General features: G+C 42.9%; 11 protein-coding genes. 5 read left to right on the forward strand and 6 right to left on the reverse strand.

From position 1 onward, the window contains the following. Positions 1-2 precede the first annotated feature (2 nt). Entirely contained in the window at positions 3-893 is an 891-nt protein-coding gene (malG, locus tag ACE3G9_RS01615; protein ID WP_449218295.1) for a maltose ABC transporter permease MalG, read from the forward strand. A gap of 78 nt (positions 894-971) precedes the next feature. Here the strand turns inward: malG and ACE3G9_RS01620 are convergent, their stop codons facing one another. Continuing rightward, positions 972-2,063: an alkene reductase gene (locus tag ACE3G9_RS01620; RefSeq protein WP_449218296.1), complete on the reverse strand. Its 1,092-nt coding sequence runs from the start codon at positions 2,061-2,063 to the stop codon at positions 972-974. 161 nt (positions 2,064-2,224) lie between these two features. Here ACE3G9_RS01620 and ACE3G9_RS01625 point away from each other — a divergent pair, with 161 nt between their 5' ends. Beyond that, on the forward strand, positions 2,225-3,112 hold the full coding sequence (locus tag ACE3G9_RS01625; protein ID WP_449218297.1) for a LysR family transcriptional regulator: 888 nt from the start codon (positions 2,225-2,227) through the stop codon (positions 3,110-3,112). 28 nt (positions 3,113-3,140) lie between these two features. Here the strand turns inward: ACE3G9_RS01625 and ACE3G9_RS01630 are convergent, their stop codons facing one another. Together ACE3G9_RS01630 and ggt are read right to left on the reverse strand one after the other, a co-directional pair. Beyond that, the gene (locus ACE3G9_RS01630; protein ID WP_449218298.1) at positions 3,141-3,602 is read right to left on the reverse strand and encodes a DUF302 domain-containing protein; all 462 of its coding nucleotides are present in this window, start codon (positions 3,600-3,602) and stop codon (positions 3,141-3,143) included. Between the two features lie 10 nt (positions 3,603-3,612). Further along, positions 3,613-5,403, reverse strand: coding sequence for a gamma-glutamyltransferase (ggt, locus tag ACE3G9_RS01635; RefSeq protein WP_449218299.1), 1,791 nt, complete (start codon positions 5,401-5,403; stop codon positions 3,613-3,615). Positions 5,404-5,743: 340 nt separating this feature from the next. Here ggt and ACE3G9_RS01640 point away from each other — a divergent pair, with 340 nt between their 5' ends. Both ACE3G9_RS01640 and ACE3G9_RS01645 read left to right on the forward strand, forming a co-directional pair. Continuing rightward, on the forward strand, positions 5,744-6,043 hold the full coding sequence (locus ACE3G9_RS01640) for a type II toxin-antitoxin system RelE/ParE family toxin (RefSeq protein ID WP_417880661.1): 300 nt from the start codon (positions 5,744-5,746) through the stop codon (positions 6,041-6,043). Between the two features lies 1 nt (position 6,044). Then, positions 6,045-6,323 (forward strand): addiction module antidote protein, encoded by a 279-nt coding sequence (locus tag ACE3G9_RS01645; RefSeq protein ID WP_417880660.1) that lies wholly within the window; start codon positions 6,045-6,047, stop codon positions 6,321-6,323. A gap of 85 nt (positions 6,324-6,408) precedes the next feature. Here ACE3G9_RS01645 and ACE3G9_RS01650 read toward each other — a convergent pair whose 3' ends face one another. Both ACE3G9_RS01650 and malT read right to left on the reverse strand, forming a co-directional pair. Then, positions 6,409-6,780, reverse strand: a complete 372-nt coding sequence (locus ACE3G9_RS01650) for a hypothetical protein (protein WP_417880659.1) — start codon at positions 6,778-6,780, stop codon at positions 6,409-6,411. A 75-nt stretch (positions 6,781-6,855) separates the two neighbouring features. Beyond that, positions 6,856-9,576: an HTH-type transcriptional regulator MalT gene (gene malT, locus ACE3G9_RS01655; protein WP_449218300.1), complete on the reverse strand. Its 2,721-nt coding sequence runs from the start codon at positions 9,574-9,576 to the stop codon at positions 6,856-6,858. Between the two features lie 379 nt (positions 9,577-9,955). Here malT and malQ point away from each other — a divergent pair, with 379 nt between their 5' ends. After that, positions 9,956-12,148 (forward strand): 4-alpha-glucanotransferase, encoded by a 2,193-nt coding sequence (malQ, locus tag ACE3G9_RS01660; protein ID WP_449218301.1) that lies wholly within the window; start codon positions 9,956-9,958, stop codon positions 12,146-12,148. 263 nt (positions 12,149-12,411) lie between these two features. Here the strand turns inward: malQ and ppsA are convergent, their stop codons facing one another. Then, positions 12,412-14,787: a phosphoenolpyruvate synthase gene (ppsA, locus tag ACE3G9_RS01665; protein WP_417880656.1), complete on the reverse strand. Its 2,376-nt coding sequence runs from the start codon at positions 14,785-14,787 to the stop codon at positions 12,412-12,414. Between the last annotated feature and the right edge of the window lie 171 nt (positions 14,788-14,958).

A 14,958-nucleotide genomic window follows, 5' to 3' on the forward strand; every position in this document is an offset into this window, starting at 1 on the left:
ACATGGCTATAGTTCAACCTAAATCTTTGAAGTACCGTGTTTGGGCAACGCATATTGGAATGTGGATCTTCTTAGCATTGATGATGTTCCCACTTTTGATGGTGATTGCAATTTCCTTCCGTGAAGGTAACTACGCAGCAGGAGATTTGATTCCACGTAACCCATCGTTAGAACACTGGAAATTGGCATTAGGCTTTGATGTAGTACACGCAGATGGCACAGTGACTAAACCGCCATTTCCTGTATTGTTATGGCTTTGGAACTCAGTGAAAGTCGCGGGCTTAACAGCGATTGGTATTGTCGTGCTTTCAACCACTTGTGCATATGCCTTTGCTCGCATGAAGTTTAAAGGCAAAACCGTTATCTTGCGCTCTATGCTGATTTTCCAAATGTTCCCAGCAGTACTAGCACTTGTCGCGTTATATGCATTGTTCGATCGTCTAGGTACTTATGTTCCATTCTTAGGCTTGAATACCCACGGTGGTGTAGTGTTTGCCTACATGGGTGGTATTGCATTGCACGTATGGACAATCAAAGGCTACTTCGAATCGATTGATAATTCATTAGAAGAAGCGGCCGCACTTGATGGTGCAACTCCTTGGCAGGCATTCCGCTTAGTCTTGTTGCCATTATCAGTGCCAATTCTTGCCGTGGTATTTATTTTGTCATTCATCGCAGCCGTGACCGAAGTACCAGTCGCGTCATTACTACTACGAGATGTTGATTCATATACGCTTGCAGTCGGCATGCAGCAGTACTTGTATCCACAAAACTACTTGTGGGGCGACTTTGCCGCAGCAGCTGTATTATCCGCACTACCAATTACTATTGTGTTCTTGCTGGCTCAGAAGTTCCTAGTCGGTGGTTTAACTGCTGGTGGTGTGAAAGGGTAAGGTTTCTTCCACATAATATTAAAATAGCAAACGCCGCAGATGAGAGTCTGCGGCGTTTTTTATTAATGAGTATTTTTATTAAGCTTCAGAATACACAGGGTAGTCGGTTAAGCCTTGCTCAGCGCCACCAAACAACGTATCTGGATTATGTTCGGCGAGTGGATATTGGTTTTTAATGCGAGTCACTAAGTCTGGGTTGGCGACAAACGGACGACCAAACGCCACCATATCGGCAAAACCTTGCTCTAACGCTTGCTGGGCTTTTTCAGGGTTATATTTGCCTGCTAGGATGATGGTTTGATCAAAAGCCTGACGTAGATTTTGTTTGAATGAGATTGGTGTATCTGGCGCGTCATCCCAATCCACTTCTGCAATATGAATGTAGCCAATGCCTTTGCTGTTCAGTAATTTCGCCGCTTCTACATAAGTGGTTTCTGGATCAGAATCTACAGTGCCATTTAAGCAAGTAAATGGGGCAAGACGAACACCGACGCGTTCTTTACCCACAACCGCCACCAATTGATCTACTACTTCACCTAGGAAGCGTAGACGGTTTTCAGTGTTGCCACCGTATTCATCATCACGAAGGTTGGCTTCTGAATCGATAAATTGATTCACTAAGTAGCCATTTGCTGCGTGCAATTCCACTCCATCAAAGCCTGCTTCTAGGGCATTTAATGCTGCTTGGTGGAATTCTTCTTTCACATGTTCGATGTCATCGTGAGTCATGGCTCTTGGTAGTACCGTATCGACAAAGTTTGGTTGATCTTTTTCATCAATAAACACTTTTACGCCTTTTGCCGCTTGTTCACTCGATGAAATTGGTTGTACACCACCGGTATTGCTTGGGTGCGTAACACGGCCTACGTGCCAAAGTTGAGCGAAGATTTTGCCGCCTTTTGCGTGTACCGCATCGGTGACTAGCTTCCAGCCTTGAACTTGCTCAGGAGAATAGATACCCGGCGTCCAAGCATAACCTTGGCCTAGTTGAGAGATTTGCGTGCCTTCAGAAATGATAAGACCCGCTTCAGCACGTTGCGCATAATATTCCGCCATCATAGCGTTAGCGCAGCCATCTTTTGCGCGAGATCGAGTCATTGGTGGCATGACGATGCGGTTGTTTAAGGTTAAGTCACCGAATTGGATTGGCGTAAAAAGAGAATTTGACATGGGATTCCTAATATCTGTTTTCTTATTGATTGTAGGCATGGTATCAGAGGATGATATTTTCATTAATATCAAAAAATACAAATTACTTTTGATTAATATGCAAATAAAGCTATTATTTCGACGACTGATTTCGATAACTGACTTGAGATGAGAGTGTGTAAATGATTAAAACCGAAGACTTAATGGCTTTTTTAGCGGTGGCGGAAAGTGAGAGCTTTTCAAAGGCATCGGTAAAAGAGGGAATTCAGATCGCCACCTTATCAAGAGCGATCGCCAGATTAGAAAAGCAACTCGATACCACTTTGTTTAATCGTACAACTCGAAAGTTAGTAATGACTGAAGAAGGTGTCGTTTTTAAAGGTTATGTGCAAAAGGCTTTGAATACCCTTGAGCTTGGCCAGCAACATTTATTGTCCCATCAAACCGAGCCCGTGGGTAAGTTAAGAATCGATGCCGCATTCGCGTTTATGATCCATCAATTAGGGCCGTTATTACCAGAGTTTAGGAAATGCTATCCGAAAGTCGAGTTGGAACTTACAACCAATGATACGGTGGTTGATCTATTAGATAACAAGGTCGATGTGGCAATTCGAATCGGTGATTTAAAAGATTCTACCTTGCATGCAAGAGCCTTAGGGCAAAGTCCATTGGTGCTGGTGGCTAGTCCTGATTATTTGCAAACGAACGGTACGCCAACGCAGAGTGATCAACTATCAGCACATCGTCTTATTGGTTTTTCACACGCTTCTCACTTGAATAACTGGTACTTAAAAGAACCCAATAATGCGCTCCATTTTGAATTAAAGGCCAGCAGTGGTGAGGTTATTAAACTGCTATGTATGAATGGGATGGGGATTACGACTTTATCTTATTACATGATTCACCGTGAATTAAACGATGGATCGTTAGTCGAAGTGTTACCTAATGCAATACACCACCCAAACCGAAGGGAATCGATTCAAGCGGTGTATTATAAGCAAAGTGCGTTAGCATCAAGAATTTCACTATTCCTAGATTTTATTCAAGATAAGCTCATTTTAGAGCCGTAAATCGCAACAATATTTAAGATTAAAAGGGTTACTGTGTCGCCGTTTTAGCAAAGCTCGCTAAGGCGTTAGACACTTTATTCAATACTTCGTCACAACCTTGGATCTGGTGGCGTGAAGCTAAATATTTAGGGTCGTTATAAGTTAACCAAACTTTGCCACTTTCATCTTCTGAAATCAGTGCTTTTTGTGGTAGATCAATGGCGACGGATTGTTGGCAAGCCATCAGTGGAGAACCGACTTTCGGATTACCAAAAATGATCACTTGAGTTGGGCGTAATTCTATATCGACTTTCTTTGCGCCCGCCGCGTGATCAACCTGCGCAAAAACTGTCATACCTTTTGAATTTAACACCTTAACAAGTTTATCAGATGTCTCTTGCACACTATGTTGACTTTGCACTTGTACCAGTCCGCTGTCTGCATTGGCCCAAGCGATAACTGGGCTTAATAGTGCTAAGGTGCTGAGTATCATTGTTGTCCATTTTTTCATGTTTTATTCCTTAATATCCGGTAGTTAATGCGCTTGGCGTTCTTGGATCCGATGATCCAAAGAAGCCTTTATCCGTATGCATAATCGATTGAGTGCTACCCATTGCACTTTTTTCGACGACGTTTTGTTTTTTCGCTTGCAGCAGTTTGATGGTGTCTTGATTCAAACCTTTCTCAATACGTAATTCATCAGGCAACCATTGATGATGAACACGCACTGCATGAGTCGCTTCGGCGATATTCATATTATGATCAATCACATTCATGATGATTTGTAGGGTAGTCGTGATAATACGGCTACCACCTGGGCTACCCGTTGCGAGGATAGGTTTGCCATTTTTAAATACTAACGTCGGGCTCATGGAAGAAAGTGGACGTTTACCGCCTTCGACCGCATTCGCTTCTCCGCCAATCAAGCCATAACCATTCGGTACGCCGGGCTTGGCAGAAAAATCATCCATCTCGTTATTGAGTAAGATCCCAGTGCCATTGGCGACCATACCCGTACCGTAAGAGAAGTTTAAGGTGTAGGTGTTAGAAATCACGTTGCCATCTTTATCCATGACAGAGAAGTGAGTCGTTTGGTCACTTTCATAAGGCATCGGCTGGCCATGTTTAATCTCTTTGGCTGGGCGCGCTTTGTCTTGTGAGATTTGTTGTTGCAAACTATGAGCGTAGTCTTTGTTGGTTAAGCCTTTCATGGGTACTGTTACAAAGTCAGGATCGCCCAAGTATTCTGCGCGGTCTGCATAAGCGAGCTTCATTGCTTCAGCCATCACATGGATGGTCTCTGCGGTGTTATGGCCCATTTCGCCGATGCGGTAGTTTTCTAAAATATTTAAGATTTGAATAATATGAACCCCGCCCGATGATGGTGGTGGCATAGAAGCAATGCTGTAACCGCGATAACTTCCCATTACCGGTTCACGTATCACCGCTTTATAACTCGCCAAATCTTCAACTGTCATTAAGCCGCCTGCCGCAGTCACGGAATCGGCAATCGCTTTAGCGGTTTTGCCTTTATAAAAACCATCACGACCATTTTCTGCGATTAGTTTAAGAGAATTCGCGAGATCGTTTTGAATCAGTTTATCGCCAATTTGGTAGTCCGATTGACCGCCATCTTTAAAGAATACGGGTTTACTGCTATCCCATTTTTGTAATCGCTCTTTGGCACTTTGTAGCGAGGCATATAAATCAGGGGTAACGATAATACCTTGTTCTGCCAATTTGATTGCCGGAGCCATTACGGTTTTTAAGTCCATGCTGCCGTAGTTTTCGAGAGCAGTGATGAGACCCGCTACGGTACCCGGTACGCCAACCGCTAAACCATGAAAGCGTGACAGTTCTTCAACCGCATTACCACTTTCATCAAGGTACATATCTTTGTACGCTTTTGAGGGCGCCATCTCGCGATAATCTAGCGCAAAGGTACGTTTCTTTTTGGCATCGTAAATCATCATAAAACCACCGCCGCCAATGTTGCCCGCGCGTGGTAGTGTGACGGCTAAAGCAAAACCGACCGCGACACCGGCATCCACCGCATTACCGCCTTGTTTTAGGATCTCAACACCGATTTTCGAAGCCAGTTCTTCTTGGCTCGCCACCATACCATGTTCAGCCCAAACAGGGTGGTGAATGCTGTCGCTGGAATAAATAGCAGGGGTTTGTGCATAAGTGCCTGCGCTAAATAAGCAGACAACGCCGAATAAGGCCTTTTTGATAACGCTGTGCTTGGTAAAACTGCTGAGAATAGAAACGGAATGATTAAGGTGTAGTGTTTTAGAAAATGTATTGGTCATCGGGATCCCTCGTGACTCATGATCAAAAATTGGCTTTAGCTGCAAGGGTGGGGAGGTCTGCAACTAAAGCCAAGAGTTTGTAACAAGCAGAGCAACTAAGGTTATAAAGGTGTGCAAAAGTCTTAGTTGAGCTTGTGTTTCGTCAGTGTTTTAGTGTTCTCTCTAAACTGACACATTTAGTGTGGTTGATAATTCGTTATTTCGGTAGGTCGCAAAGCAAAAAAAGTGGGATGAAGGTAGAAAATAAACAAATATGTGGTTTAGGACTCGAATTTGTTACTGCCTCAGAAAAGGATAAGTTCAACTTGCCATTAGTATCCTATAGGCTACAATTGGATAAATGAAATATACGATTGAAAAAACGCCAACATTTGATAAATGGCTTTCAAAGTTAAAAGACAGGGCTGCAATCAGAGCGATTTTAATGCGCATTGTGCGGGCTGAAAATGGAAACTTTGGCGATGTGAAAAATGTTGGTACACCTGTTCAAGAAATGCGTATTTTTGTGAGTAAGGGCTATCGCGTTTATTTCACTATTCGTGGTAGCAAAATCATATTGTTACTCAATGGTGGACATAAAGGCACGCAGCAACAAGACATAGCAAAAGCACATGAACTACTAGCCGAAATGGAGGATTAGTATGAACAATAAAACTAGCCCATTTAATCCTTTTGATTACATGGAAACACAAGAAGAAATTAATGATTTCTTGCGTGAATGTCTTGAAGATGATGATCCGACAGTATTTGTTTCAGCACTTGGTCATCTTGTCAAAAAGCATGGTATGGCTGATGTGGCAGAGGTAACAGGATTAAGCCGTGAAAGTTTATACAAAACATTCAATGGTAAAACGCAGCCTAAATGGAATACGATTTATAAAGTGACTCATGCTATAGGCTTGAACTTGGCAGTAGCCTAGCCCTAAGATGGTACACACCTAGCACGTTGAACAGCCTCACTTAACCGGTGGGGCTTTTTGTTTTTTATAATTCAAAAAACCAAACTTAATTATTACTAAACCCCCGATACTGCCTCTGAAAATAACTTTCCAGCTCAACCGCTTCACTTAAATCAATATGGTTGTCTTTTAACGCTAACATCAAAACATGGTCGTAGTGTTGCGCGGCGGTGCAATAGGAGACATTGCGATCTGCGCCGTTATTCAGTGCTTGCTGACAGGCTTGATTAAATAAGTATTGGTGCTGTTTGAGTGGGGTGATGGCTTTGCGTTGAGTAGCACTATCATCAATTTTCCAGACTACTCCAAGGGTGAGAAGTGCTGTTAGCAATAGGAAGAGATAACGCTCACTCCGGCTGAGAGTGAACGTGGGTTTTGGTTTATTGTGATGTGGTTTGTTGGGCAAAAACGTGGCCATGAGATCATCCTTAATCAGGTGGCTTTGTACCCTTCGTAATTGGGTATACATCTTTATAGCACGAGATAACGTTTATTAATGGGCCGTAAACCCCATTAATTGAATTAAGTGCTCAGCAGTTTTGATTGCGTGCTGTCGGTTATCTAATCCCATTTTTTGGTACAGGTTACGAATGTGCGTTTTGATCGTCGTCGGCGCAACATCAAACTCGGCAGCGATTTGATCGTTACTTAACCCAGCATAAATTAAGCCTAGCACTTGCCATTCACGTTGAGTCAATGGGCTAGTGCGAATGAGCTCTGGTAGGTCTGGCAGCGTTAGCAGTTTTTGCACAAATTCTTCATCAAAATGTACTGCACGAACACGTTCTTTATTGGTCATTAATTGCAGTAAGTTTTGCGCTCGGTGTAGTTCAAGTTCAGCAAGTTTCTTCTCGTTCACTAATGATTTAATCAGTGGTGATATTGTCTCAGCATTGCATAAGAAGTTACCTATCATGCCGGTGCTATTGGTGAGTGATAACGCTTCGTGAATACATTGCTGAGCTTTTTGTGGTTGGTTTTGTTTCTCTGCCAGTACGGCTTCGAGCACTAGATTACGGTTTTTATCAGCAACCAGTTTTAGCTTTGAAGTTTGTGTTTGTAGATGCGTCAGAATATTTTCCGCACGATCTAAATCACCGACTAACAAGGCAGCACGGGCAATATTACGCCATTGTAATTGTTGGAAGTGATTAACCGCAGATCGAGGCTCTTCGCATTCATTTAACCATTGCTCAATGGCTGGCTGATTATGAGTAGCTTGCCAATAGAGTAGGTTGGAAAGATCAGCATTAGCGCGCCAATCAATGTGGTATCGGTTATTGGCTTTAAGCTGATTACAAGTGTCTAAATATCGAGCCGCTTTATCTAATTCGCCGCGAGAAATGGCGATTCGGGCTAGCATTGAATAGCAATGTAAGGATTTAGAATCTTCAAATGGTGCCATGATTTCTAAGCCTAGGTGGGCACATTGTTCGGCTTCATCTAAGCGATTCCAACACCATAAAATTTGCGCCTTAATGCGTAGCATAAACTCATGCAAAGGCAGCTGGTGTAGGTGTTGCTCTTTAATTAGCTGTTCGGCTTTATTGAGTAATTCAAATGCTGCTTGGCCATAACCGCGCGCCAATTGAATTTCACTTTGCTGCAAAATCGCCCATAACGCTTGGTGGAATACGCCATCTTCTCGCGCCATGACTTCGGTTTTTTGCATGGTTTCAAAGGCTTTATCAAGCTCTCCGATCACATGGTACACCTCGCCAATCACTGAAGTGGCGACAATGCGACTACGGAAACTCGAATGAGGAAGTTGTTGTAAGGCAAACTCGGCGGTTTCTAAAGCAAGCGCAGGATTATCTTGGTTGATGGCAACTTGAGCTGAAAGCGCTTTGAATTCACCAACTTGTGTGTCGGTCAATTTAATATTGTGCTCTGCCATTTTTTCTTCGGCTTCTACGATCAAATCGAACACTTGGTTATAACGGTGCTGACTTTGTGCCAACCAAGCACGCAATAAAGACAAGCGTGGCGAGGCAAAAAGTACTTCGTCACTTAAATGGTTAATGGCCGATTCCACTACCTGTAGTTCACCGTGGTTGAACATATCCCAACCGTGATCAGACAAGATTTGACTCATCAGGATTTCATCACCACTTTTTTGTGCGTGAATTAAAGCTGCTTGTGGTCTTTGTTGTTTGAGCCAGGCTTTGGCCGCATTGTAGTGCAGTTGATTATGCTGCCCCGGAATCTGGGTATAACGCTGGTGGCGTAAGAACTCAGCAAATAAATTGTGGAAACGGAACCAATTATCTGCTCCTTCCATTGGGTGAAGAAACAGCCCAAAACGGTTGAGTGAATCCAGCATTGCAAGCGCATCATCTCTGCCGGTTAGCTCGGAGATTAGTTCTGCGTTGAACATATCAAGAACCGAACATTGAAGTAAAAAGGTTTGTAATTCTGGGGTTAATTGATCAAACACTTCTTCGGCGAGGTAGTCCCAAATATGGTCTTGGTTGAAATTGGCAATTGAGACTGCAGAATTTTCTAAGGTGCCGGGAAATTGCTGTGCATGTAGTGCAATCAACTGTAATGCCGATGGCCAACCTTCAACTTGAGTGCGGATGGTTTCTAAGATATCGGCTTGATAGCGGTTATCCGTAATGCGTTTATGGAAGAAGCGTTCGGTTTCTTCTTTATCAAACGCCAGCAGATCATTATCGACTTCGATTAATAAATCACGTACTCGCAAGTTAGCGGTGTTGAGCGGAGGATGAGTTCGGCTGGTGACTACTAAGGTAATGTTGTCGGGCATGTGTTTTAAGAAAAAGCGCAGACCTTCGTGGATCTCATCATTGGTAATTAAATGATAATCATCGAGTACTAGGTAGGTTTGAGTGTCGTTGAAACCAAACTCGGCAAATAGTTCGCTAAATAAGCTGGTTAAGCTGGCAAATTGACGACGTTCTGCCAGTGCTTGAGTATTTGGGCAGGCATCATTAGTCGCTTTATTGAAAGCTTGTAGAAAGTAGTTCACAAAGCGAAAGGCGTCATTGTCACTTTCATCAATGTTGAACCAACCTAGGTTTGGGTGATTGTTCAACCATTGTGCAGCCATAGTGGTTTTACCGTAACCGGCGGGGGAACGAAATAACACCAATTTATAGAAAGGCGCATGGGCTAAAGCTTCAAGTAGGCGAGAGCGTAAAATGGCGTTGTGTAGTCGAGCTGGTCGATTGAGTTTGGAAGGTATCCACATAGCAGCGATGATTCTCTGAGAAATAGTTAAGTTTTTTGTTACCTAGCTCATATTTTTGTCAATTTTAATTTTAGTTATAAGCCGATATTTCGCTTTAACATACCATGCGATCGGCAAGATGATGTGATCTGACTCAGGTTTATACTGTAAATCCTGCTATAGATCTCATTTTGTTCAAGCTTTCTTTCAGCTACGCCCTAACTCTCATCCCTCTACGCCGTTAAAAGGGAGGATGCGATATTTTAGGTTAATCGGCAATATTGAATGTAACGAAAATGAACACGACTTCTCGAAGTATTTTATGTTTTTAAAGGCATAGGTTCTTAAAAATAAATATTTCGACGACAGATGTTTTTAAGAAGACGTTATGGAGCATTCGATGCAAGACTTAAATTCAGCGCAATCTCATTCAATATTAAAACAAGTGGCTACTCTAGAAGGGATTGTTGACCGTTATATTAGCGCGTGGGGCGATGAAGCCTATGTGAGCGAACAAACCATCGAAGAACTATTGCAAGCACTTGGTTATGACACGGCAGATAAATCCACATTATTAGATCAAGCCGAGCAACGTCATAAGGTCGATGTACTGCCAAGCGTGAAGGTGGTGCATGCTAACAAAGAAGTACTGGTTGAATTACATATCAATGCATCTGCCAGGCTGAGCGAGTTTTCTTGGTTAGTAGAAACTGAACAAGGTGAGCGTTTTGAAGGCTATTTAGAATCTCAAATTGTTGAAGATCATCGCGCTGAAAAAGGTTACCTAGTCTTTTCATTATCGAATCAGTTGCCGCTTGGTTATCACCAATTATCACTCTTTCGTAAACGCCGTAATAAGCCGTTTATGATGTCGTTGATTGTGACACCTCAATCTTGCTTTAAGCAAGCAGAGTTAGTCGAAGGCGAACGTTTATGGGGCCCGAGTATTCAGCTTTATTCGGTGACTTCAAAAACCAACTGGGGTATCGGCGACTTTTCTGATCTTAAATACTTAGTGGAAAAAATTGCCGAAGGAGGTGGTGATTTTGTCGGTTTGAATCCAATTCATTCTTTGTTTCCAGCGAATCCAGAAGGCGCGAGTCCATATAGTCCATCGTCTCGTCGCTGGTTGAATGTGATGTACATTGATGTAGAAGCGGTGCCTGAATTCTCGAAAAGTGAAAAAGCACAGGCGATGGTAGCAGATTCGATATTCCAACAGCGTTTATCAGATAACCGCGCGAAAGAGTGGGTCGACTATACAGAAGTTTCAGCGCTCAAAATGGCAATCTTGCCGGAACTATTTTCAACCTTTATTGACAAGGAAGTTAATAAGGAAACAAAACGCGCCCAAGATTTTGTCAAGTTTGTTGAATTAGGTGGCGAGAGTTTGCTTCATCAAGCCGCTTTTGATGCATTGCACGCAGATTTAAAAGCACAAGATGATTGTGTTTGGGGCTGGCCAGTTTTTGATGAAAGCCTTCAGCATTTCGACAAACCAGAAGTGCAAAATTACATTAAAGATAATCAGTCAAAAGTGCAGTTGTTTATGTACTTGCAATGGCTTGCCGATGAGCAACTGACTCAAGTACAACAGTTAGCAGAAGAAAAGGACATGGCGCTAGGGTTGTATCGTGATTTGGCCGTCGGCGTGTGCGACTCGGGAGCGGAGACTTGGGCAGACCATGGTGCCCTTTGCCAAGATGTAAGTATTGGTGCACCACCTGATATCTTCGGGCCACTAGGGCAGAACTGGGGCTTGCCACCGTTAAACCCGTACCAGCTTAAAGCATTAGCTTATCAACCGTTTATCGATTTGCTACGAGCTAATATGCGTAATTGCGGCGCACTACGAATCGATCACGTTTTAGGTTTATTGCGGTTGTGGTGGATCCCAAAAGGTAAAACTGCCAAAGATGGCGCGTATATTTACTACCCGGTTGATGATTTAATGTCGATATTGGCACTGGAAAGTCATCGTCATCAATGCGCAGTGATTGGTGAAGATTTAGGGACCGTTCCTGAAGAGATTGTTGAAAAGCTCAATGATGCAGGTATCCATTCTTACAAAGTGTTCTTTTTTGAAACTGAGCAAGATGGGCAATATATTGCACCAGAACAGTACAAACAGCAATCGATGACTGCATTATGTACCCATGATATGCCGACATTACGAGGCTTTTGGAATAGTGCAGATTTAACTCTAGGTCGTGAGATTGGTTTGTATCCAGATGAAGAGCAATTAAATGTGTTGTTCGAAGATAGAAAATCACGTAGACGACATATTATTGAAACATTAGAACAACATAATCACCTTCCTGAACTAGTGCGAAATCATGACGATGAGGTGGAGATTAACCAAGCGTTAAGTGAAGCAATGCAAGTGCATATGGCAACTGGAAGCAGTGCTTTACTTAGTTTACAGCTGGAAGATTGGTTAGAAATGGATACACCAGTAAATATTCCAGGAACAATGGATGAATATCCGAACTGGAGACGAAAATTGGTGTCTACATTAGAAGACATGTTTGCAAGAGACGATATCTTGCAACTGGAAGCAAAATTAACTCAAGCACGTCGTACTAATTACTGAGATTGGTAAGACGGCTTAGTAACAGTTCATTGTATAGGTCGCACCGTTTGGTGCACTAATGCTCCTTCTTTCACTCCTTGTAATAAGGGAAAGAGTTGTATTAATCCTACCTATCCGAGCAACATTTCCCGGCCAGGAAATATGCTCGGTTTTTTTTATCTAAATTTTGTCTAATTAATATTGATAGATAGTGTATTTTGATAGAAAAAACGAGATCATGATGACCTCGTTTTTTGATTTATAGCATGAAATGATCAGCTAGATTAATTATTTGGCACTTTGGTTCCTAAATGTACCCAGGTTTCTAAAACCGTGTCAGGGTTTAAAGATACCGAATCGATGCCTTGTTCCATTAACCACTGAGCGAGGTCATCGTGATCTGATGGACCTTGGCCGCAAATTCCTACATATTTCCCAGCTTTGTTCGCCGCTTTAATCGCCATTGATAACATGGCTTTTACCGCGGCATTTCGTTCATCAAACATGTGAGCGATTTCACCAGAATCCCGGTCTAAGCCTAGTGTTAGTTGGGTCATGTCGTTCGAGCCAATGGAAAATCCATCAAAGTATTTTAGGAAGTCTTCCGCTAAAATTGCATTGGATGGAAGCTCACACATCATGATGACTTTTAAGCCATCTTCACCACGACGTAGATCGAACTTAGCCAGTAAATCAATGACCGATGCCGCTTCGTTAGTCGTGCGCACAAATGGGATCATGATTTCGACGTTTTTGAGGCCCATTTTATTGCGGACTCGTTTAATCGCCTCACATTCCAAAGCAAAGCAGTCTTGGAATTTTGGTGAGATATAACGAGATGCGCCACGGAAACCAAGCATTGGGTTTTCTTCGGTCGGTTCAAAGTTAATGCCACCAACCAGATTACGATATTCATTGGATTTGAAATCGGACATCCGCACAATCACGCGCTTAGGCCAGAATGCCGCCGCTAGGGTCGAAATACCTTCGGTGAGCTTCTCAATGTAAAACTCAACAGGGTTGGCGTAACCAATAATACGTTGGTCTATTTCAGCTTTAAGTTCCGCCGATTGCTCTTCGTAATTCAGCAGCGCTTTCGGGTGAATACCTATCATTTTATTAATGATGAACTCGAGTCGAGCAAGGCCAACCCCTTCGTTTGGAATACACGCAAAATCGAAGGCACGATCTGGGTTACCAACATTCATCATTACTTTGAGTGGTAAGTCGGGTAGGTCACTGACCGAAGAGCGTTTGATTTCGTAATCGAGTTCACCTTCAAACACATAACCGGTTTCACCTTGGGCACATGAAACGGTTACTGTCTGTCCATCTTTTAGTTTGCTGGTGGCCTCCCCACAACCGACCACCGCAGGAATGCCGAGTTCACGTGCAATGATCGCTGCATGACAAGTTCGACCGCCACGGTTAGTAACAATAGCAGAAGCTTTCTTCATCACCGGTTCCCAATCAGGGTCGGTCATATCGGCTACTAATATATCGCCAGTTTGTACTTGATCCATTTGATCTAGATTTTGCACGACGCGTACGACACCGGCGCCTATACGCTGACCAATTGCACGACCTTCAATCAAGTTTTGGCTATTTTCGTTTAATTGAAAACGCTCCATCACTTGTTGATTATCACGAGAACGAACGGTCTCAGGACGCGCTTGAACGATTAATAACTCACCGGTAATGCCATCTTTTGCCCACTCGATATCCATCGGTCGACCGTAGTGTTTTTCAATGATTAAGGCTTGTTTAGCTAGCTCTTGAATTTCGTCATCGGTTAATGAATATTGGCTGCGTTCAGATGCATCGGTATCAATGATTTCAACTTGTGTGCCGAGTTCTTTACCTTCGGCGTAAATCATCTTAATCAGTTTTGAACCAATCGTGCGACGTACAACGGCTGGGTTACCTGCTTGTAACATTGGTTTGTGAACGTAGAACTCATCAGGATTAACCGCACCTTGTACGACCATTTCACCTAAACCCCAAGAAGAGGTAATGAAGACGACTTGATCAAAGCCAGATTCTGTATCTAGGGTAAACATGACGCCAGAGGCCGCTTTATCTGAGCGCACCATACGTTGAATACCAGCCGATAGTGCAACACCTTTATGGTCAAATCCCTGATGAACTCGGTAGGAGATAGCTCGATCATTAAATAGAGAAGCAAAGACATGTTTGGTAGCCTCGATAATCGCATCAATACCACGCACATTTAAGAAGGTTTCTTGCTGGCCTGCGAAAGAAGCATCGGGTAAATCTTCTGCAGTGGCCGAAGAACGTACCGCAACCGAAAGCTTGTCATCGCCGTTGCTGAGTTCTTGGTAGTAATCACGAATATCGTTTTCAAGTTGAGGGGGGAGTGGGGCTTCAAGTACCCAGTTGCGAATGGTTTCACCAGCCGATTTCAAAGCATTAACATCTTCAACATCGAGAGTATCTAATAGTTGATAGATTCGCTCATTGAGTCGATTGGTTTCTAGAAATTGATTAAAAGCAAAAGAGGTAGTGGCAAATCCATTCGGCACTTTTACCCCAGCATTAGACAAGTTGGCTACCATCTCACCTAGAGATGCATTTTTACCCCCGACTTTATCAACATCATTCATTGATAAAGCATCGTACCAAAGCACGTTTTGACCCACGGCGTATCTCCTAGACTGTTTGTTTTGGATTGTTATAAAACAGTCTCAGTAAGCTATGTTGGTAACTTACCTTGACTGGAAAAAGTTACTCTTATGTCTGTTATTTTTATCATTCAGTATATTGCGCATGTCACTATGAATGATTACTCATCTCTCAGTTTTGAACTTAAG

This window comes from Vibrio sp. E150_018 (assembly GCF_053544035.1).